This window comes from Lactococcus termiticola, assembly GCF_003116835.1.
GTDB classification, from domain to species: Bacteria; Bacillota; Bacilli; order Lactobacillales; family Streptococcaceae; genus Lactococcus; species Lactococcus termiticola.
In genome coordinates, this window is the sequence record NZ_BFFO01000007.1 from 1 (window position 1) to 19,432 (window position 19,432).

Here is a 19,432-nt window from a genome sequence, read left to right on the forward strand (position 1 = left end):
CGTTTGGTTTCAGGACTTTTAGAAACTTTAGGAAACGGGTATTCCTTATGAACATATAAAAAAATAGGCAACCGAGGTTACCTATTATCTTTGAGATTTTAAATCCCACACGATTTGACAAAGAGCCGTTTATTACTGCTTCTTCAACTCATAATACTGAATCTGCAATGTATTCTTCTGGTCTTCCATATAAAATTCGGCCTCTTCAAAGAGCTCTTCCAATTCCCTTTGGCTATAGACCTTGACTTCTTCTTCAACATCAGCCGTCTGCTTCTCCAGACGTTTGTTGTAGAGTTTTCGAAGGTCATAAAGTGGAATCCGAATCTCAGCAATGACGAGCCTTCCATCAGGCCTCAAGACACGTTCAGCTTCTCTCAAAAAGCGAAGCGGATCCGTGAAATGATGGAAGGAAGCCGAACAAACGATGATGTCATAGGCATCGTCAGGGAAAGGCAGTTGCTCCGCAGCACCGACAAAAAAGTTGAAGGCCGGATGCTTTTCCTTGGCCAGCTGGATCATCTCCTCAGAGACATCCAGACCCGTGCCGTAGAAGTCATACTGGTCATAGAGCATGGCCAGAAGGTCACCATTGGCACAGCCGACATCGAGCAGGGCAGGCTGTCCTTCAATCTCAAGATTTTTAACAACATAATCTTTAATTTTCTTAGGAAACTGTCCCTGCCATTGCTTTTTCAACTGCTTGGAGAGTTTTTGGGAGTTTTTTTCTTTTGCCATAGGGTCTCCTTCTCATCATCTTTTAAGACTATTATAGCAGACTTTATCACAATTTCATAACAAAAATTAAAGAGAATTATAACAAATCAAGCTTTTTTAATTTTTCATCAATCTGATTCAAAACATAGGCCAGGTCCTGTTGGTTATTGACGAAGTCAATTTTGTCGCCGTCAATCCGGAGTTTTGGCGAGACATCATAGTCTTCATACCAAGATGGGTACTCGCCGTGAACCTGCTTGTAGTAAGCTTTGAGCTCAGGTTGGTCATCAAAAAGCTCAAAGCTCCGACCCCGATTGCTGATGCGTGAGAGCATGGTATCAAAGGAAACATCGATATAGACGAGGAGGTCAGGTCGCTTTTTCGGCATGCCTTCGAGCTCTTCGAGCATGTTGTTGAGGAGTTCTTTATAGATATTGAGCTCAGTCTCTGTCACATTGCCGTTTTTATAATTAAGTGTTAAGAAAAGCTCGTCTTCAAAAATCGACCGGTCAAGGACATTGTTATCCTCACGGTAGGCCTGCTTGATGGACTCAAAACGCTTGTTCAAAAAATAAATTTGCAACAAAAAAGCATACTTCTGTGGGTCCTGATAATAAAGGTCAAGGACGGGGTTATTGTCTACACTTTCATAAAAAACTTCTGTATGAAGGTGCTCTCCGAGTGCCTTGGCCAGACTAGACTTCCCAGCCCCGATGGTTCCTGCTAATACGATCAAAATTTTTCTTTCCTCTTTCTAGGTCTTGCGGAGAAGCAAAATTTGCCCTCCGCTCTTATTTTAAGCTCATCGTAGATGTGAATTTCAAGGCAAGCTTGAAATTTTTATCCATCGATTTTTTGCTCACTTCAATCGCAAAAAACGATCAAAATTTTTCTTTCCTCTTTCGTTTCTTTTTATATTCTAGTCTTTACTTAAAAGATAAGCCCTAACTTGTGAAATGAAATAGAGCGAACCTGTCACAATTAAAATCTCATCTTTCTGAATTTCTTTATCTACTTCCTCATACCAGTCTTCGACAAGTGTCAGGCCTGACCCCTTGAAGTCCTCCAAAGCCAGGGCCTTAGGATAATCAAAAGTCGTCAGGCTAAGACTAGCCCCAGGCACAGCCTTCAGTAAGTCCAGCATCTGTCCGATGTCCTTGGTCGTGATAGCTGAAAAGAGAAGCCTGAGCTTCTTGCCAGCAAATTCCGTCTCAAGATTATCAATCAAACGTCTGATGGCATGGACGTTGTGGGCCCCGTCGATAAAGACAGAAGGGGCAATCTCTTCCATGCGTCCTGGCCAAAAGGCTTTGGCAACAGCTTTAGAAATAAGGTCTTCTGAAAGTTCAATCCCCTTTTGCCTTGCATAAATCAGCGACATCTCAATCGCCATGCCTGCATTTTCAATCTGATGCTTGCCTTGGAGGCCTTTCACAAGGCCAGAAAGCCTCATGCCTTGGCCTTCAAAATCAAAGCGCTCTTCAGGATTGCCGTCATAGTTAAGCTTATAGTCCTGGCCGTAGCGATAATGCCGACTAGCATGCTGTTTCGCTGTCTCATCAATCACAGCCATCGCCTCAGGAATAATATTTCCCGTCACGAGAGGCACCTTATCCTTGATAATACCGGCCTTTTGACTAGCAATCGCCTCATAGCTGTCACCCAAGATGTCAACATGGTCCAGTCCAATGGTCGTTATGGCCGTCAGCTCAGGTAAAATGACATTGGTGCTGTCAAGAAGACCACCAAGCCCGACCTCGATAATGGCCAGGTCGACAGTCTCATCCGCAAAGTACTTGAAGGCCATGGCTGTGATGATTTCAAACTCGGTCACACCAGCCAGCTCATCAATGCTGTCCATCTCCTCAACCATTGGCTTCATCAGGTCGACATAGGTAATCAGTCGCTCATCAGGGATAGGCTCGCTATTAATAGACATCCGCTCGCCAAAGCTGACAATGAAGGGGCTTGTAAAGGTCGCCACTCTGAGACCAGCCTCTCTAAAAATCGAAGCCGTAAAAGCTACGGTAGAGCCTTTGCCATTGGTCCCAGCCACATGAATCATAGACAGGGACCGATCGGGATGCTCAAGCCGGTCTAGAAGGGCCTCGACTCTCGATAAACCAGGTCGAATATTAAATTTTAGCCGGGAGTGAATCCAGTCTAGGGCTTCATCAATCCTTGTCATCTCATCTTCATCTTTCTAAATCAAAATATGGCTTAAATTCTTCTGGGGCTTCTGCCCTTGTCATCAGTTTGACCTTGAGTTCTGCTTCTTCAGCTGGCTTATCCTCCACCAGCTCCAATAAATAACGAAAGTCAATATGCCTGTGAGCTGGCTCGTGCTTTATGACATTCTCTGGAATTTTAATGATATTCAGGTCAACTAAGAGGCCGGCTTTTGCAAACAGGCCTGTTTCTTCATGAAATTCTCTGATGGCTGTCTCAAGCGGTTGCTCGTCCAACTCGACGTGGCCAGCCGGTAGCAACCAGTCTTTTTGATAGGGGTGCTCGATAAAATAGAGTCGCTCCCCAGAGAAGACCAGGGCACTGGCCGAGAGCTGTACTCGAGGATTTTGCTTGCCTCTAAGGTCTGTCTCACTTGCCATAAGCTCCCTGATCTCATCGAACTTTGAGCCTCTAAAATCCTGGATTTCTTCTAATAAATCAAAATTCATGATAAAGTCGATTTCCCTTAATCAGACGCTGGGTCTCGGCCACATCATGGACCCGCAAGACCCTCCCTCCTTGCTCAATCATCTCTCTGGCAAAAATCAGCGAGCCAAAGAGACGCTCGCCTGGGCTCATCTCAAAGATATTGGTCATATAAGACTTTCTTGAGATGGCTACCATGACGGGCAGACCTTGACGGCTGAGGAGCTCCGTCGCCTTAATCCGGTAGACAGAGTCTGAACCCGAATCGCCAGTCCAGAAGCCAACTCCGGCATCTAAGACAATGTTTTCAGGCTTGAGTCCTCTAGCAAGGAGCTCTTTTTCCTTATTTTCAAAGAAAAGCGCTAGCTCGTCAAAGACATTATCAGCGTAGCTGAAGCCCGCCCGGCCGTTATTCATCACGACGACGGCTGGCTTGTAGCTTTCGATAATCTTGAGTTTTTCCTCAGTGTCAAAGCCGTCAATGTCGTTGATAATGTCAACACCGGCATCCAGGACCCGCTCCATGACATAGGCCTCGTCGGTGTCGACGGCCAGGATGCTTTGAGGAAATTCCTGCTTGATGGCTGGTATCACAGCCTTCAGCCGGCTCCATTCTTCTTCTGGACTGATGTCTTCATAGCCCGGTCTTGAGGACTTGCCGCCGAGTTCGAGGACAGAAGCCCCCTTTTCTAGGTCATAGCTGGCTTTTTTCAAGACATTGTCGACCGAGAGATTGGCTTCAGCCCCATCAAAAAAGGAATCTGGAGTAACATTGAGAATGGCGTAGACGATAGGATCTAGCGTTAGGTCAAAGCTGAAGTTTTGACCTGACCATTGGACGGTCTGGGCTTTAAGGATCTTTTCTAGCTCTGCCTTGCCGGCCTCAAGAGACCAGCTCTTGAGCAGTTGCTCCAGCTCAAAAACAGTAAAAAAGGCTAGACAATCTTCAGTTGTCAACATTGCCTTTTTATCATGCCTTTCGAGAGCCTTCAAAGCTAGCTCTTCTTTAGCTATTCCCTCAAAGCGGATGGGGATGGCTGAGAGGGATTTTCCTTCTGAGACGGCTGAAATCTTCACTTGATCGCCTCCAAAAATTCCTGGCGTTGATTAAGATTGCTGTCATATTCACCGAGGAAAAAGGTCGTCTTGGTCTTTGAATTAAGCTTTTTCACGCCCCGCATCTCAATGCACATGTGCCGGGCCTCAACAAGGACAGCTACGCCCTTTGGCTTCAGGATCTCATTCATGGTCTCAGCAATCTCACGAGTGATGTTTTCTTGGACGGAAAGCCGGCGTGAGACATAGTCTACCAGACGAGGAATCTTGCTCAGACCAATGATATTCCCATCGGTCGGAAGATAGGCCACATGAGCCACACCAAAAAATGGGAGCATGTGGTGCTCGCACATCGAATAAAAGGGAATGTCCTTGACCAGAATCTCCTGGTCCTGCTCGGCCACATCGATCTTGAAGAGTTTGTACTCATCAAACTTGGCCTTCTTTTGGCTGGATAAAATCTCAGCATACATCTTGGCCACCCGGCTAGGTGTCTCAAGGAGGCCTTCACGACTCGGGTCTTCGCCGACAGCCTTGAGAATCTCTCCGACAGCATCTTCCAGGCGTTCTTCGGCCGGAGCTTCTGCTTCAACCACCTGGACAGCCTGGTCAGTTTTTGATAATTGCTCAATCGCTGTCTTAATCCGTCCGTCATCTGGCAAGAGCTCTGCCAAGGGCTCAAGAACAAAGAGGCGCTTAAAGAGCTCTGGATGTGGCAGGGTTAAATCGTCAGAATTCATTTCCAGCTCATCATAAAGCAGGATGTCGATGTCAATCGTCCGTGGACCCCAGTGGATCAGTCGTTCACGGCCAAGCTTCGCCTCAACCTCATGGATAAAGGCGAGGAGCTCGTCAGGCCCAAGCGTCGTCGACAGTTTGAGGGCTACATTGATAAAGTCATCTTGGACTACACCCCCCACTGGGCTGGTCTCATAAAAGCGAGAGACTTGCTCCATCAAAATACCTGGGTTTTCTCCCAGCGAAGCAATCGCCCGGCGGAGGTAATCCTGCCGGTCTCCCATATTTGAACCCAGGCTTAAATAAACGCTATGCATGCCTATCCTCTCATCTCAATTTCTACATGGTCAAAAATGCCGTCAATCGGTACTGCCAGCTTTCTCAGGTGGACTTCTACTGCACCTATCCGATTATCCAAAGCCTTAATCCGATCAATCATCTGGTAGGCCAGTGTCTCAATCAGGTCAACCCTGCTCTGTGCCACAAGCTTCTCCAACTCCTCATAAAAAGCCACATAGGACAAAGTCTCATCCAACTGGTCTTTGCCAGAAAAATTAAAGTTAGTCTCAACGATTAGGTCAACCTCCAGCTTCTGGCCGAGGACCTTCTCTTCTGGCAGGACACCGATGTGCCCGAAAAACTGCATCTTATTGATTTTAATCTTGTACATAAATATATTGTTCCAAGGCCTTCCAGGCCTCTGAAATCCCGGTCTTGTCAAAGGACGAAAAGATGACAAAGTCATCGGTCGAATCAAATTGCAGGGCCTTTTTAATCATGGCCTCGTGCTTGTTCCATTTTCCTCTGGCAATCTTGTCGGCTTTTGTCGCCACGACAATCACAGGAATCTCATAAAATTTGAGAAATTCATACATGAGAATGTCGTCTTCTGAAGGCTCATGGCGGATGTCGACGAGCGAGACGACCGCACGAAGGTTTTCACGCTGGGTCAGATAGTCTTCAATCATCTTCCCCCATTTTTCCCGCTCTTTTTTAGAAACCCGGGCATAGCCGTAGCCTGGCACATCAACAAAGTGAACTGTATCGTCAATATTATAAAAGTTCAGCAACTGGGTCTTCCCCGGCTGACCAGATGTCCTGGCAAAGTTTTTACGATTGAGAATCGTATTGATAAAGCTTGACTTTCCGACATTAGAGCGGCCAGCCAGAGCGATTTCAGGTATGTTGGTCTCAGGATATTGCTTGCTTGAAGCCGCTGAAATGGTCAGGGATAGATTGTTGATATTCATGCCTTCTATTTTATCATAAATTGAGGGAGAATGAAGGGCTTCTTTTTTAGGAAATGATGGAGAAAAAAGCATCTAAAAAAGCGACAGCATCTGCCATCACTTTCTATGCTCACAAATCCTCGCCATTAGAGGCAATCATCCGCTTGTACCAATCAAAGCTGGCCTTCTTCGTCCGCTTGAGACTACCGTTGCCTTCATTGTCCCGGTCAACATAGATAAAGCCGTAGCGTTTCTTCATCTCGCCAGTCCCGGCTGAAATCAGGTCAATACAGCCCCAGCTGGTGTAACCCATGACCGGCACACCATCAATATCAATTGCATCTCGCATGGCTTTGATATGCTCACGGTGGTAGTCAATCCGGTAGTCGTCCTGGACATGACCAGCCTCATCTGGTGTATCCACAGCCCCCAGGCCGTTTTCCACAACAAAGAGAGGCTTTTGATAGCGGTCATAGAGGCTATTCATGGTAATCCTAAAGCCCAGCGGGTCAATCTGCCAGCCCCATTCTGAAGCCTTCAAATAGGGATTTTCAATGCTGGCAAAGATGTTCCCAGCTGTCTTCTCCTTATCCTCGGGCGAGCTGCTAGCCACCCTCGATGAATAGTAGCTAAAGGAGATAAAGTCAACCGTATTTTCCGCAAGGATTTTCGCATCCGCATCAGAAATCTCAGGCTTGGCATCCTCCCGTTCCATCTGCTTCAGGATATAGTGGGGATAGGAGCCCCGCGCCTGGACATCGATTAGCCAAAGATTGTGATGTTGCTCCTGCATCGCCTCAAAGACATCCTCTGGTTTGGGCGTATTGGGATAGTAGTCGCCAGCCGCCACCATACAGCCTATCTGATTTTCCGGGTCAATCTCGTGTCCTATTTTTGTGGCAATGGCGCTGGCCATCAGCTCATGGTGGGCCGCCTGATATAATGTCTTCTTCCGGTCTTCGCCAGGCTTGAGCACGATTCCAGCCCCGATAAATGGGGCGTGAAGAAGCATGTTGATTTCATTAAAAGTAAGCCAATATTTAACCAAACCCTTGTAGCGTGTAAATAATGTCCGGGCCAATCGCTCATAAAAATCAAGCATGATGCGGTTTCGCCAGCCACCGTATTTCTTAATCAAATGAATCGGACAGTCAAAATGGGTAATCGTGACCAGGGGCTCAATACCATGTTTCTTGAGCTCTATAAAGATGTCTTCATAAAATTTCAAGCCTTCTTCATTTGGTTCAAGTTCATCACCCTTTGGAAAAATTCTAGTCCAGGCAATGCTCATCCGGAAGGTCTTGAAACCCATCTCAGCAAAGAGGGCAATGTCCTCCTTCCAGTGATGATAAAAGTCAATCGCCTTCTGGGCCGGGTAATAATAGCCCTCCTCAAAGTCCAGCATCTCCCGTTCACCCAGGACCACGCTCATCCGATCAGGACCGGCTGGCAGGACATCAACATTGCCGAGGCCTCGTCCGCCTTCATTGTAGCCGCCTTCAAGTTGATTGGCGGCCGTTGCTCCGCCCCATAGAAAATCTTTTGGAAATGTCATAATCCCTCCCTTATGCAATCGTCTCGATGACAAATTTGCCATCTGTGTGTGTTAAAACGTCATTGTAGCTGTCGGTGTTGGTCACGAGGACCGGCGTCTCAACCAGATAGCCGTCGGCCTTAATCGCCTCCTTGTCAAAGCGAATCAGGACCTGCCCCTTCGTCACCCGGTCCCCGTCATTGACCAGCTTCTCAAAGTGCTTACCTTCAAGTTGGACTGTATCCATGCCGATATGAATCAAGAGCTCAACACCGCTATCAGAGCGAAGGCCGATGGCGTGGCCGGTCGGGAAGACCGTGACGACTTCGCCGTCAAACGGGGCGATAATCTCGCCATCTGTCGGCTCAACCAGAATGCCCTTGCCCATGGCACCACTGGCAAAGACCTGGTCTGAAGCTGTCTCAAGTGATTTGACCTGTCCCATCAGAGGGAGTTCAATCGCTTCACTCTTGAGGCTTGGCAAGGCCTTAGCCTCCTGCTCAGGCTTTTCCGGCTCTCCTGCATGAAGCTTGACTTCGTCTTTGGCTCCATAAAAGAACCAGGTCAAGAGAAAGGCCACAAGGACAGCTACAACAATGGATACCAAGGCCATATACATCTCGTTCAGATTACCATCAGGGCCTACAAAGCTCGGAAGGCCGAAGACACCAAGGCCACCCAGTGTATAGTTGCGGGCATTGATCAGGCCAAGGACAGCACCTGAAGCCCCGCCACCAATCATAGAGAAGAGAAAAGCCTTTTTACGTTTTAGCGTAATCCCATAAATCGCAGGTTCTGTCACACCAGCCAGACCAGAAATCATAGCTGGAATACCCAGTGTATGGAGGGTCTTGTCTTCTTTTTTGAATTTTAACCAGAGGGCAAAGACCACGGCAACCTGGGCAAAGCAGACCGCAAAGATAGAAGAAAGAATCTGGTTATAACCCAGCTGGGCTGTCTGTACGATAGCAATCGAAACAAGAGCCCAGTGGAGTCCAAAGATAACCATGACCTGCCAGACAAAGGCGGCCAGTGCCATGAAGATAATCGGATTAAAGCCGAGCAGAGCCTGGAAACCGCTAGAAAGCAAGTTAGTCGCAATGTTCAAGATGGGACCAATGACCATCAGGGCAATCGGCATCGTAATCAAAAGCGTAAAGAAGGGCACAAAGAAGGACTGTAACATCTCAGGAATGACCCGCTTCAATCGTTTGTGCAAGACGCTGGCCAGCCAGACTGTAACCAGCACGGGCACCACCGTCCCGCTATAATTTTGCGTGATAAAGGGAATATTTAAGAAGGTCGTGTAATAAGGACTCTCCAGAAATGTCCCCTTAAACAAGACGCCAATAGGGTCACCGGCTGCCTGCAATGTCTGCGTTTGAATAGCCGGATAGACCAGGGCAGCACCGAGAACAAGGCCAAGAAAGGCATCAATCTTGAATTTACGAGCCGCCGCCATCCCAACAACGATCGGAATAAAGGTGAAGATAGCGTCGCCGATGGCATTCAGCATCAGGTAGGTCCCGCTGCTTGCTGTGATCCAGCCAAAGGCCAGAAACATGGCATTCAGCCCCTTAATCATCCCAGATGCCGCTAGGACGCCAAGGAAGGGCTGGAAGACACCGGATAGAACGTCGATGAGGCGGTTGAAAATCGAGCCTTTTTCTTCATTGCCATCATCAGCATCAGTCGCCTGTTCAAAGCCAAGCAACTGGGTCACATCCTCAAAGACAGCCGGCACGTGATTGCCGATAACGACCTGATATTGACCCCCAGCTTTCATGACTGTGACCACGCCCTCCATGTTTTCGAGGACTTCTGTGTTGGCCTTACTCTCATCTTTTAGCTTAAAGCGAAGCCGTGTGATACAGTGAACCACCGAGTTTACGTTGTCTTTGCCACCGACATTTTCGATAATGTCTTCGGCGAGTGCTTGGTAATTTCCCATAGGAATCTCCTTTTTATATAATTTATAAATTAGTACACATTAATTAATCAAGCGGGTCAGATGAATCGAGAGATAGAGCAACTCATCTCTGGCTGGCCTGTAGTCATACTGACTTTCGATATAGTCAGCTAAGCGTTCGCTGACCGCATAGGCCTCAGGATACTTGGCCCGAATCATCTCCAACATGTCGTCATCGGCCCTATCACTCCTGCTTCCTGACTGGCTCAAAATCCGCTCAGCAAAGAAGCTCAAATGGGTCATGAAACGCTGGAAATATATGTCTTCTTCATCAAAGGTCTGATTCAGACTAAATCGAATCAGCGTGAGAATCTCCTCCATCAGCTTGGTCAGCTTGCTGGCATCAGCCGTCTGACTAGAATTGATGACATGCAAGGCAACAAAGCCCGCCTCATCTTCTGCTAGCCTAACGCCAAAGGTCTCTTCAACCAGGTCAAGTGCAAAACGGCCGACCTCAAACTGCCTAGAAAAGAGTCGCTTGATGTCCCAGAGCAGGAAGTTCTTCACCTCCAGCTCAGCCTGGTCCCGGCTGAGGGCGGCTGACAGGTGGTCAGCAATGGCTACAAAGCTCAGGTCAGAGAGCTTGGCCTCCAGTTGCTCTTCTGCGTAGGCCAGTGTCTTGTGTGAAATGTCGAGAAGCCTGGGATCCAGAGAGGCAAGGAGGCTGTCTGAGCCCTTTCCTGTCAGACTATAAACCTTCTCGGCCAGCTCAATATCTAGGCGCTCGCCCTGCTTCTTTCCAAAGGCAATCCCCCGGCCCATCGCCACCTTTTCTTCTTCGCCATCCACCACCAAGGCCGTATTATGATTTAGAATCTTAATTATTCTCACATTTTCTCCTTAGCAAAAAAGACGAAACCATGTAGAAGATATTCTTTCCTCTTACCTGATTTCGCCTAATTTAATAGTCACGACTCATTTCGCTTTTTAATTTTAATCTAATGATAACAAGAAATGTAAGCCTTGTCAAGCTTTTTTATTTATAAATTTTTTCAGGCTTAGCTTCGCCCCGCACAGCCCCTGCTGTAATCACAATTTTCGCCACTTCCTCTTCACTCGGCACCTCAAACATGACATCCATCATGATTTCTTCGATAATCGAGCGGAGACCACGGGCACCGGTCTTGCGTTCCAAAGCCTTCTCGGCAATCGCCTGCAAGGCCTCATCTTCAAACTCCAGCTCGACCTCATCATAGGCCATCAACTGCTTGTACTGCTTAATGAGGGCATTCTTTGGCTCTGTCAAAATCCGGACCAGGTCCTCTTCAGTCAACGGTTCAAGGGCAGCGACAACAGGCAAACGGCCGATAAACTCAGGAATCAGACCAAATTTTTGAATATCATCAGCGATGATGGCCTGCATATAGGACTCGTCGTCAGCCAAGGCTTGATTATTTGATCCGAAGCCGATAATCTTCTCTCCCAGCCGTTGCTTGACGATTTCTTCGATGCCATCAAAGGCACCGCCGACGATAAAGAGAATATTCTTTGTATCGACCTGAATCATCTCCTGGTTCGGGTGCTTACGACCGCCCTGTGGTGGCACGCTGGCAACAGTCCCCTCGATAATCTTCAGGAGGGCCTGTTGAACCCCTTCACCTGAAACATCTCGGGTAATAGAAACATTTTCAGACTTTTTAGCAATCTTATCAATCTCGTCAATATAGATAATTCCACGCTCAGCCCGCTCGATATTGAAATCACTGGCCTGCAAAAGCTTCAGCAGGATATTCTCTACGTCTTCTCCGACATAGCCGGCCTCAGTCAGGCTGGTCGCATCAGCAATCGCCAGAGGTACATTCAGTGATTTCGCCAGGGTCTGAGCCAGGAAGGTCTTCCCTGAGCCAGTCGGCCCAATCAGCATGATATTTGACTTTTGAAGCTCGACGGCCCCGTCATCGCCATGCTGGTCCTCGTCTTGAAAGGCAATCCGCTTATAGTGGTTGTAGACAGCGACAGCCAGGGCACGTTTGGCACGTTCTTGCCCAATCACATACTGGCTGAGTTCTTCAAACATCTCCTTGGGAGTCTTGACAGAGAGGACGTCCTCAGAGAGCTCTTTTTTAGACTCTTCCTGGAGGATGCTCTCTGAGAGGGCGATACATTCATTACAAATAGCGACGCCATTGCCAAGGATTAGGCGTTGGACCTCTTCTTGAGGCTTACCGCAAAAAGAACAACGGAGTTCTGGGTTCATATTCATTTCTTTGTCTTTATCTGACATGATTAAACTTCTTTCTCAATCTTAGAAAAGGGTGCCAAAAAAGGCATGGATGGAGTTGACGATATTGGTAAAGGCATTGAGCAAGAAAATTAGGCCCAGGCCCCAACGCTTTCTTCTAAAGGCCTGTCCTGCAATGATGACACAGGCCACGCACAAGAGGGCTGTAAAGAGCCCAAAAAGATTTTTTGTCATATTATTTTAGTCTTCCAAATTCTTTTACAGTAAAGGCATAGGGGTTCTTCTCATCCTGCTCGTGCCGTTTTTGACGTAATAGTTCAAAGTCAGCAAAGCTTAAATTTTCAGGAAAATAAGCATCCCCCTCAAATTCGCCATGGACTAGAGTCTGATAGAGCTTTTCATAGTGGCCGTCAAAAGCTTTTAGAATCTCAGCCCCACCGATGATGTAGAGGTCGTCGGCCTGCTTTTGATACCAGGCCAGGACCTCGTCTACGCTGTGCATGACCAGAACGGCCTCATTTTCAGCATCATAGTCTGCCTGCTTGGTCAAGACAATACTGGTCCGGCCAGGCAGGACACGCTTATTCATACCTTCATAGGTCTTGCGACCCATCAGGATGCTTTGCCCCATGGTCGTCGCCTTAAAATGGGCCAGTTCAGCCGGCAGTCGCCAGGGCAGATGGCCATCGACACCAATCAGTCTCTTTTCATCTTCTGCCCAAATTGCAGCAATCGTCATGCTCAGCTCCCCTTTCTTTTTATGATTTATTATAGCAAATTAAGAGCGGATATGCTTTATTGAATTTTAGTCTTCAGACTGGATTTCGACCTGGTAGGTCTGCTTCGTATTCCAGAGCATGCCCAGCAAATTGTTAATCAAAAGCATGATCCAGGCAAAACTCAGACTAAAAGACAGCATCTCAAAGGCCGTCAGACTGAAATAATGAAAGGGATGCCAGAGCAGATAAGAAAGAATAATCAATGCCACAATCCCGTAGGAAATCCAGTAGATGTTTTCAGACATGGTCGGCAGAAACCAGCGAATTCCCAGGATAGAAAGACTCATAAAGAGGACGATGGCCTGGGCCGCCAGGTCATGGGCCACATGGGCCAGCCCTTCGCCGTTATTTGGAATCATGCCGACCAGGGCGATGGAAGCCGCACAAAGCGTTAGCGTAGACTGCAAGATGATATGCCGGACCTTGACCCCGACTTTTTCACGCAGGCTCACAAAGATATAATCAAAGAGGGCAATCATCAGGGCGGCTGAGACAATCAAAGTAAGATTGAACTGTAAATTAGAATCAGAGGCCCTCGTCCCCAGCTCTGAGAAATTCCTCTGCCACCAATAAGGATTTCCTGAGGTCGCCATGCTCGACAATAGCCCACCAATCGAGACCCCAATCAGCATGGTCACCATCATATTGACTGAAAAACTGTCCACGATGAAAATCATAAAATAATTTAGAATCGCAGAAAAGACGGCAAAGATGATGGTCGATGTGACCAGATCAAATTTTACACCGTGAAAAATCTGACCCAAAAACCAGAAAAGGCCCAACAAAATCAGCGACATGATGATCAAGACCGAGACCACCACCGTCAAGAAGGTCCGCCAATAAGAACGTGGCGACATGTTACGGTAAAAGGTCTTCCGCTTATGGAAATAAGCAATCGTAAAAGTAATAATCGCTACAGCATTGGCCCCGACAGACACAGCCGTCGACAGCGACAGATTCCCCGTCAGAGCCAGCACATGGCCCTGATGAATGAAATAAAGAAGGAGCGAGAAAATCAGCGTCGCAATGACCGTCGGCAGGATAAACCAGCGAGGGGCATAGTCGCTATGATGGTTGGCATCGACCGCCTTGACCGTAAAGCTATCTCTGGCGATGTCGATCACTTCAATCTCCTGACCCTGCTCCAGCTCTAGCTTTTCATAAAGCTCCTTTGGAAGAATAATCTTAGACATTCTGTTCACCCCAGTGAATGTTGAGTTGATAGCTTGAAAAGGCCTGTCCCTTTTGAGCTAAGCGGTAATGGACACTGAGCAGGCCTCGGGCCTCATCCAGATGATACTGGTCGGTCAGGAGCTCGAGAGGCCCCAAGCCTGGAAACTTCATCTGAGTCTCCAAATCCCTGTTAAATCGCATGACCAGAGCTCCTTCAGCTGTATAACGACTCATTGAAAGGCCGCTTTCGTCAAATTTCAAGAGGACCTTTTCCCCTTCTTCATTGACATAATTCAGGGCTGAGCCTTGACTGAGTTTCTTAAATGTTCCGTCAAACTCATTGTGAATCAGCTCTTCTTCTTTGCTGTCCAACATTTTAATCCTATTTTGGATGATAATTTTCATTCCTTTATTTTATCTTATTTTCCCGCTTTTTGCGAGCCCTTTAAGAGCGTTAAGCCTTTTCATCTTTTTTTAATTAGGTTATAATAAAAGGAGTTAAGCCCAAGAAAGGATACTTATGGAAAAAGTCTTCCGTGACCCTGTTCACAACTATATTACGGTGCAAAATCAGACCATCTACGACCTGATCAACACCGCGGAATTTCAACGTCTCCGCAGAATCAAACAACTCGGCACCTCAAGCTTTACCTTTCACGGGGCTGAGCACAGCCGTTTTAGCCACTGCATGGGCGTCTACCATATCGCAAAGAAAATCACAGATTATTTCACAGCGACCTATCCCGATCGCTGGAATCCTGAAGAAAACCTGGTGACCCAGACTGCCGCCCTCCTCCATGATGTCGGCCACGGGGCCTATTCCCACACCTTTGAGGGCCTCTTTGGGACCGACCACGAGGCGGTGACCCAGGAAATCATTACCAGCCCTGAGACAGAAATTAACGCTGTCTTACGTCAGGTCTCTCCTGATTTTCCAGAAAAAGTGGCCAGTGTCATCTCCCACAAATATCCCAACCGCCAGGTCGTCCAGCTGATTTCTTCTCAGATTGATGCGGACCGGATGGACTATCTCCTCCGGGATGCTTATTATTCTGGGGCAGTTTATGGCGAATTTGACCTGACCCGGATTCTTCGTGTCATTATTCCGATGGAAAATGGGATTGCCTTTAAGGCCAACGGCATGCACGCTGTCGAGGACTATCTGATCAGCCGTTATCAGATGTATATGCAGGTCTACTTCCATCCGGCCAGTCGGGCCATGGAGGTCCAGCTGGCTAAGCTTCTCGCCCGGGCCAAAGACCTCTATCTAAAAGAAGACAGTTTCTTTAAGATGACCAGCCCCAATCTGGTCCCCTTCTTCGAGCAAAAAAACCAACTCAAGGATTATCTGGCCCTTGATGATGGGGTCATGAATACCTATTTCCAGGCCTGGATTCAGCATCCTGACCCGATTCTTTCAGACTTGGCTGCTAGTTACATCAACCGCCATCTGCTCAAATCTGTCATCTATCATAAGAATGACGAAGAACAGCTCAAGGTCCTGATCGACCAGGTCGCTGAGGGCGGCTTTGACCCTGACTACTATACCGGTCTCCATTCTAACTTTGACCTGCCTTATGATTTCTATCGACCAAATTCAGAAAAGCCTAGAACTCAGATTGAAATTCTGGCCAAGGATGGTACGCTGACTGAGCTCTCAGAGCTGTCGCCCGTCGTTGCTTCCATTACTGGAACCAGTCACGGTAATGCCCGCTTCTACTTCCCAAAAATCATGCTGGACAAGCCTGAATTTACCCAATATATCAAGAATGAAAGCTTTTTTCCAAAGGAGGAACTATGATTAAACTTGTTGCCATCGACCTCGATGGAACCCTACTCGACCCAGACCGCAAGATTGTCGCCGAAGTCAAAGAAGCTGTCGCTAAGGCCAAGAAGGCGGGCGTGAAAATCGTCATCACGACCGGCCGTCCCCTGATGGGCGTCAAAGACATCCTCGACGAGCTCAATCTCAATGAGCCTGGCGACTACGTCATCACCTACAATGGTGCCCTGGTTCAGCGGGCAGACACAGGCGAAGAATTCATCAGAGAAAGCTTGACCGCTGAAGATTATTTAAACATTGAGGCCGCTGCCCGTAAGATTGGCTCACCCTTACACGCCATCACTATCGACGGCATCTACACCAGCAACAGAGACATCGGCAAATACACGGTCCACGAGGCCGAGATGGTCAAGATGCCCCTCCATTTTCGCCAGCCTGAAGAAATCGCAGGCCTGGAAATCGCCAAGGTTATGATCGTCGATGAGGCAGAAAGCCTCGACAACGCCATCGCCTACCTGCCCTTTGAGTTCTTTGAACGCTACACCATGGTCAAATCAACCCCTTACTACCTGGAATTCATGAATAAAAAGGCCAGCAAGGGAAATGCCGTCCTTGAGCTTGCTGAGAAGCTCTTCTTGGACAAGGACGAACTCATGGCCATCGGAGACGAAGAAAACGACCGCTCCATGCTTGAAGCCGTCGGCAACCCCGTCGTCATGGAAAACGGCAAAGAAGCCCTCAAAAAAATCGCCAAATACATCACCAAGTCAAATGCTGAGGCCGGTGTCGCCCATGCGATTAATACTTGGGTATTGTAAAAGTCTTTCCGGATTTGGAAAGACTTTTTTAAATATCATAAAATGGATTCGTATTCGCCTGACTCTGAATGACCTCTACATCGCTATCAAAGCTTTCCAGCTTCCTAGCTACCAGAGGGATAAAGTATTGCTCCATATAATGGCCAGGGTCAATCCCTAAAAGCCCGCCACTCAGCATGTCATGTCCAACATGATAATAGACATCTGCCGTGATATAGAGGTCTGCACCTTTGGCCTTTGCAATAGGCCAGAGCTTCGCTCCAGAGCCACCGCAGACAGCAATACGGCGGATTTCCTGCTTGAGCTCCTGGTCATAACTGATCAATCTTAAACGCTCTTGACCAAGGGCCTTCTTGACCTTCTCGCTAAAGTCAGCGAGACTGGTCGGCTCGATATTACCGACTCGTCCTAGACTCTCTGCGTCATCTAGGACTTCTAGGTCGGTCATCCCCAGCATCTCTGCAAAGTAATCATTCAGACCGCCCTTGACCACATCAATATTGCTGTGACTGGTATAGACTGCGATGTGATGGCTGGCCAGGTCAAGGACCAACTTTTCCTGGGGTTCCAGACTAGTCAGATTCTTCAGCGGGCTGAAAATCAAGGGGTGCTTAGCTAAAATCAGATCGACTCCCAGGCGAATCGCCTCTTCAACGACCTGTTCACGAATATCCAGTGTCACGAGGACCTTCTTAATTTCCATTTCTGGAGAACCAACCTGGAGGCCGACTGGGTCACCTTCCAGGGCGAGTTCCTTAGGACAAAAGGCCTCATATTCTGCTACAAAATCCTTTAATTTCATTTCAATAGCTCCTGAATCTCTTTTTGTTTTGCCATGACCTCGGCCCGCTTTTCCTGGCGTTCTTCAGGCAATCGGGCGAGGATTTTGTCTAAGGTCCTCAGCTCTTTCTCCCACTTTTGCTTGAAGACAGAAGACTTTTCTTTTCTTAGGTGAGGTCCATAGTTCTTATCAAGCTCCGTCAGATTAACTTGACCCGGTTGAGCGACAATAATCTCATAAAATTTGCCCGCTTCCAGCAGAATTTCTTCCTTTACAATAATAAAATTATGTAATTCTAACCAGGAGCGTAAAACTTCTTCATGATTATTAGGTTGCAAGACCAGAGTCTTTACATCATCAAGCTTCTCAAGCCCATCATCAAGGATGTCTGAGATAAGAATCCCTCCCATCCCAGCAACAACAACGCAGTCGACTTGGTCTTCAATCTCAACAGCTTTAAGGCCATTAGCTAATCTAACATAAATGTTATTATGTAAACTCTCTGAATCCACCTCTTTTTGAGCATTCTCAAAAGGCCCTTTGACCACTTCGCCAGCAATAGCAAAGTCAATCAGACCATCCTTGACCAGCTGAACCGGAAGGTAGGCATGGTCTGAGCCAATATCAGCCAACCTCGCCCCTTTTGGGACATAGCTGGCAACGGCTTTAAGCCGTTTGGATAAAATCGTATCTTTAGACATTTTTATAGTGTTGCTTTCCATATTTGCAATATTCAATGACCGGACAGACCTCGCACTGGGGCTTCTTGGCCGTGCAGTGATAGCGACCAAAGAAGATGAGCTGGTGGTGTGACTGGGTCCAGTCTTCTTCTGGAATCCACTTCATCAGCTTTTCTTCTACCTCGAGGACTGTCGCCTTTTGTGGGACCAGATCGAGTCGCTTTGAAATCCGCTCGACATGGGTGTCGACCGCGATACCAGGGACACCGTAGGCTTCGCCAAGCACCACATTGGCCGTTTTTCTGCCTACGCCAGGCAGGAGCTGGAGGGTTTTCTTATCTCGCGGAAGCTCTGAGTTAAAGTCTGAGACCAGCATTTGAGCTGTCCGAATGATATTTTTAGCTTTGGTCCTATAAAGGCCAATCGTCTTGATGCAGGCTTCCACTTCTGAAAGCTCAGCCTGGGCCAGTTTTTCCGCATCTGGAAATTTGGCAAAGAGGGCTGGCGTTGCCTTATTCACGCCCTTGTCTGTTGTCTGGGCTGAAAGTATCACGGCGATCAAGAGCTGAAAGGGGGTCTCCCAGTCCAGCTCCCCCTTGGCATCAGGGAACATCTCATCGATGATTTTTAGGGCTGCTAAAAAATTCTTTTTTGTAATCATATCAGTGACTCCATGGGCCGTCTAGGGGAATAAAGAAGTTATCTGCTGATTCTGGCTCAGGGCCAGCATTCTTCTCTTGCTTAAGCTCTTGACGACTGGCAGAAACCCCGTCATTCCGCCAATTCTTGAGGATGGCCTTGATATAGTTAAAATTGGTCTTACGATTTAAGGTCGCTTCTTTTAGGGCCAGACGAATGGTCTCTGGCTCATACTGGTCTTCATAAAGCAGGGCCTGGATTTCCTCCTGCTGCATGGGCGTAATCATACCCATCTCAGCTTCAAAGGCCTGGATGAGCTCTGACAGAGGATTGTCTCCTTCTTCAGCCTGCTGATGTCCTTCCAACTGACCAGAAAGCTGATCGAGGTGGCGGAAGGCCTCAGAGACATCAAAGTTCATGTCCTGGCCGTTGCTATGAAAGGTCAGCTTGAGAGCCCCGATTTCCTGGAGCTGGCTGATGCTTTGATTGACCTCAGCCAGGGGTTTATTAATTTTTTGAGCAATTTCACTAGGAGCAATGTCCTTGTTGTCAAGGAAATAAAGCCATACTAAAAAATCATCCGCATTCTTAAAAAGCCCTGCGAAATGATCCAGAAAAGCTTTGGGCAGATGGATTGCCCCTTCTTGATAGGCCTGGTAATATGTCATAGTAATATTATATCATACCCCATAAGACGACACA

At 47.6% G+C, this 19,432-nt stretch carries 22 protein-coding genes; 2 read left to right on the top strand and 20 right to left on the bottom strand.

Annotated elements, in window-relative coordinates:
• Nucleotides 1-132: 132 nt before the first annotated feature.
• From NtB2_RS05885 to NtB2_RS05955, 16 genes are all read right to left on the bottom strand, one after another.
• Complete coding sequence (locus NtB2_RS05885; protein ID WP_109246023.1) at nt 133-735, bottom strand: class I SAM-dependent methyltransferase; 603 nt, start codon at nt 733-735, stop codon at nt 133-135.
• Between the two features lie 76 nt (nt 736-811).
• On the bottom strand, nt 812-1,453 hold the full coding sequence (locus NtB2_RS05890; protein ID WP_109246024.1) for a deoxynucleoside kinase: 642 nt from the start codon (nt 1,451-1,453) through the stop codon (nt 812-814).
• Between the two features lie 180 nt (nt 1,454-1,633).
• Nucleotides 1,634-2,902 carry a bifunctional folylpolyglutamate synthase/dihydrofolate synthase gene (locus NtB2_RS05895; RefSeq protein ID WP_109246025.1) on the bottom strand — a complete coding sequence of 423 codons (1,269 nt, stop codon included), beginning with the start codon at nt 2,900-2,902 and terminating at the stop codon, nt 1,634-1,636.
• A 7-nt stretch (nt 2,903-2,909) separates the two neighbouring features.
• Nucleotides 2,910-3,392, bottom strand: a complete 483-nt coding sequence (locus NtB2_RS05900) for an NUDIX domain-containing protein (protein WP_109246026.1) — start codon at nt 3,390-3,392, stop codon at nt 2,910-2,912.
• Complete coding sequence (gene folP, locus NtB2_RS05905) at nt 3,382-4,446, bottom strand: dihydropteroate synthase (protein ID WP_109246027.1); 1,065 nt, start codon at nt 4,444-4,446, stop codon at nt 3,382-3,384. Before folP ends, NtB2_RS05900 begins: the two co-directional genes overlap by 11 nt.
• The gene (gene folE, locus NtB2_RS05910; RefSeq protein WP_109246028.1) at nt 4,443-5,480 is read right to left on the bottom strand and encodes a GTP cyclohydrolase I FolE; all 1,038 of its coding nucleotides are present in this window, start codon (nt 5,478-5,480) and stop codon (nt 4,443-4,445) included. Before folE ends, folP begins: the two co-directional genes overlap by 4 nt.
• Nucleotides 5,481-5,482: 2 nt before the next feature.
• Entirely contained in the window at nt 5,483-5,833 is a 351-nt protein-coding gene (gene folB, locus NtB2_RS05915) for a dihydroneopterin aldolase (protein ID WP_109246029.1), read from the bottom strand.
• Nucleotides 5,820-6,413 (bottom strand): ribosome biogenesis GTP-binding protein YihA/YsxC, encoded by a 594-nt coding sequence (yihA, locus tag NtB2_RS05920; protein WP_109246127.1) that lies wholly within the window; start codon nt 6,411-6,413, stop codon nt 5,820-5,822. Before yihA ends, folB begins: the two co-directional genes overlap by 14 nt.
• A 109-nt stretch (nt 6,414-6,522) precedes the next feature.
• Entirely contained in the window at nt 6,523-7,947 is a 1,425-nt protein-coding gene (locus tag NtB2_RS05925; protein ID WP_109246030.1) for a 6-phospho-beta-glucosidase, read from the bottom strand.
• Nucleotides 7,948-7,957: 10 nt separating this feature from the next.
• Nucleotides 7,958-9,877 carry a beta-glucoside-specific PTS transporter subunit IIABC gene (locus NtB2_RS05930; RefSeq protein ID WP_109246031.1) on the bottom strand — a complete coding sequence of 640 codons (1,920 nt, stop codon included), beginning with the start codon at nt 9,875-9,877 and terminating at the stop codon, nt 7,958-7,960.
• Nucleotides 9,878-9,916: 39 nt separating this feature from the next.
• On the bottom strand, nt 9,917-10,726 hold the full coding sequence (locus NtB2_RS05935; RefSeq protein WP_109246032.1) for a PRD domain-containing protein: 810 nt from the start codon (nt 10,724-10,726) through the stop codon (nt 9,917-9,919).
• Between the two features lie 145 nt (nt 10,727-10,871).
• Nucleotides 10,872-12,119 carry an ATP-dependent Clp protease ATP-binding subunit ClpX gene (gene clpX, locus NtB2_RS05940; protein WP_109246033.1) on the bottom strand — a complete coding sequence of 416 codons (1,248 nt, stop codon included), beginning with the start codon at nt 12,117-12,119 and terminating at the stop codon, nt 10,872-10,874.
• A 21-nt stretch (nt 12,120-12,140) separates the two neighbouring features.
• Nucleotides 12,141-12,311, bottom strand: coding sequence for a hypothetical protein (locus NtB2_RS08635; RefSeq protein WP_165814966.1), 171 nt, complete (start codon nt 12,309-12,311; stop codon nt 12,141-12,143).
• 1 nt (nt 12,312) lies between these two features.
• Nucleotides 12,313-12,816, bottom strand: a complete 504-nt coding sequence (locus NtB2_RS05945; RefSeq protein ID WP_109246034.1) for a dihydrofolate reductase — start codon at nt 12,814-12,816, stop codon at nt 12,313-12,315.
• A 66-nt stretch (nt 12,817-12,882) separates the two neighbouring features.
• Entirely contained in the window at nt 12,883-14,049 is a 1,167-nt protein-coding gene (locus tag NtB2_RS05950) for an AbrB/MazE/SpoVT family DNA-binding domain-containing protein (RefSeq protein ID WP_109246035.1), read from the bottom strand.
• On the bottom strand, nt 14,042-14,434 hold the full coding sequence (locus tag NtB2_RS05955) for a YwiB family protein (RefSeq protein ID WP_109246036.1): 393 nt from the start codon (nt 14,432-14,434) through the stop codon (nt 14,042-14,044). The genes NtB2_RS05950 and NtB2_RS05955 overlap by 8 nt, the downstream gene beginning before the upstream one ends.
• Before the next feature lie 115 nt (nt 14,435-14,549).
• On the opposite strand from NtB2_RS05955, the gene NtB2_RS05960 reads away from it, so the two are divergent.
• Together NtB2_RS05960 and yidA are read left to right on the top strand one after the other, a co-directional pair.
• Nucleotides 14,550-15,830 carry an HD domain-containing protein gene (locus NtB2_RS05960; protein WP_109246037.1) on the top strand — a complete coding sequence of 427 codons (1,281 nt, stop codon included), beginning with the start codon at nt 14,550-14,552 and terminating at the stop codon, nt 15,828-15,830.
• Nucleotides 15,827-16,630, top strand: a complete 804-nt coding sequence (yidA, locus tag NtB2_RS05965) for a sugar-phosphatase (protein ID WP_109246038.1) — start codon at nt 15,827-15,829, stop codon at nt 16,628-16,630. Before NtB2_RS05960 ends, yidA begins: the two co-directional genes overlap by 4 nt.
• Before the next feature lie 28 nt (nt 16,631-16,658).
• Here yidA and NtB2_RS05970 read toward each other — a convergent pair whose 3' ends face one another.
• From NtB2_RS05970 to NtB2_RS05985, 4 genes are read right to left on the bottom strand one after another with little or no spacing between them, the layout of a single operon-like run.
• On the bottom strand, nt 16,659-17,432 hold the full coding sequence (locus tag NtB2_RS05970; protein ID WP_109246039.1) for a Nif3-like dinuclear metal center hexameric protein: 774 nt from the start codon (nt 17,430-17,432) through the stop codon (nt 16,659-16,661).
• Nucleotides 17,429-18,112 carry a tRNA (adenine(22)-N(1))-methyltransferase gene (locus tag NtB2_RS05975; RefSeq protein WP_109246040.1) on the bottom strand — a complete coding sequence of 228 codons (684 nt, stop codon included), beginning with the start codon at nt 18,110-18,112 and terminating at the stop codon, nt 17,429-17,431. The genes NtB2_RS05970 and NtB2_RS05975 overlap by 4 nt, the downstream gene beginning before the upstream one ends.
• Nucleotides 18,105-18,752, bottom strand: a complete 648-nt coding sequence (nth, locus tag NtB2_RS05980) for an endonuclease III (RefSeq protein WP_109246041.1) — start codon at nt 18,750-18,752, stop codon at nt 18,105-18,107. The genes NtB2_RS05975 and nth overlap by 8 nt, the downstream gene beginning before the upstream one ends.
• Nucleotide 18,753: 1 nt before the next feature.
• A complete protein-coding gene (locus NtB2_RS05985) occupies nt 18,754-19,398 on the bottom strand; it encodes a DnaD domain-containing protein (RefSeq protein ID WP_109246042.1) in 645 nt (214 codons plus the stop codon).
• Between the last annotated feature and the right edge of the window lie 34 nt (nt 19,399-19,432).

Coding starts and splice junctions, on each gene's coding strand:
- NtB2_RS05885 (WP_109246023.1), bottom strand. CDS start 735: ATGGCAAAAGAAAAAAACTCCCAAAAACTCTCCAAGCAGTTGAAAAAG.
- NtB2_RS05895 (WP_109246025.1), bottom strand. CDS start 2,902: ATGACAAGGATTGATGAAGCCCTAGACTGGATTCACTCCCGGCTAAAA.
- NtB2_RS05900 (WP_109246026.1), bottom strand. CDS start 3,392: ATGAATTTTGATTTATTAGAAGAAATCCAGGATTTTAGAGGCTCAAAG.
- folE (WP_109246028.1), bottom strand. CDS start 5,480: ATGCATAGCGTTTATTTAAGCCTGGGTTCAAATATGGGAGACCGGCAG.
- folB (WP_109246029.1), bottom strand. CDS start 5,833: ATGTACAAGATTAAAATCAATAAGATGCAGTTTTTCGGGCACATCGGT.
- yihA (WP_109246127.1), bottom strand. CDS start 6,413: ATGAATATCAACAATCTATCCCTGACCATTTCAGCGGCTTCAAGCAAG.
- NtB2_RS05925 (WP_109246030.1), bottom strand. CDS start 7,947: ATGACATTTCCAAAAGATTTTCTATGGGGCGGAGCAACGGCCGCCAAT.
- NtB2_RS05930 (WP_109246031.1), bottom strand. CDS start 9,877: ATGGGAAATTACCAAGCACTCGCCGAAGACATTATCGAAAATGTCGGT.
- clpX (WP_109246033.1), bottom strand. CDS start 12,119: ATGTCAGATAAAGACAAAGAAATGAATATGAACCCAGAACTCCGTTGT.
- NtB2_RS08635 (WP_165814966.1), bottom strand. CDS start 12,311: ATGACAAAAAATCTTTTTGGGCTCTTTACAGCCCTCTTGTGCGTGGCC.
- NtB2_RS05945 (WP_109246034.1), bottom strand. CDS start 12,816: ATGACGATTGCTGCAATTTGGGCAGAAGATGAAAAGAGACTGATTGGT.
- NtB2_RS05950 (WP_109246035.1), bottom strand. CDS start 14,049: ATGTCTAAGATTATTCTTCCAAAGGAGCTTTATGAAAAGCTAGAGCTG.
- NtB2_RS05955 (WP_109246036.1), bottom strand. CDS start 14,434: ATGAAAATTATCATCCAAAATAGGATTAAAATGTTGGACAGCAAAGAA.
- NtB2_RS05960 (WP_109246037.1), top strand. CDS start 14,550: ATGGAAAAAGTCTTCCGTGACCCTGTTCACAACTATATTACGGTGCAA.
- yidA (WP_109246038.1), top strand. CDS start 15,827: ATGATTAAACTTGTTGCCATCGACCTCGATGGAACCCTACTCGACCCA.
- NtB2_RS05970 (WP_109246039.1), bottom strand. CDS start 17,432: ATGAAATTAAAGGATTTTGTAGCAGAATATGAGGCCTTTTGTCCTAAG.
- NtB2_RS05975 (WP_109246040.1), bottom strand. CDS start 18,112: ATGTCTAAAGATACGATTTTATCCAAACGGCTTAAAGCCGTTGCCAGC.
- nth (WP_109246041.1), bottom strand. CDS start 18,752: ATGATTACAAAAAAGAATTTTTTAGCAGCCCTAAAAATCATCGATGAG.
- NtB2_RS05985 (WP_109246042.1), bottom strand. CDS start 19,398: ATGACATATTACCAGGCCTATCAAGAAGGGGCAATCCATCTGCCCAAA.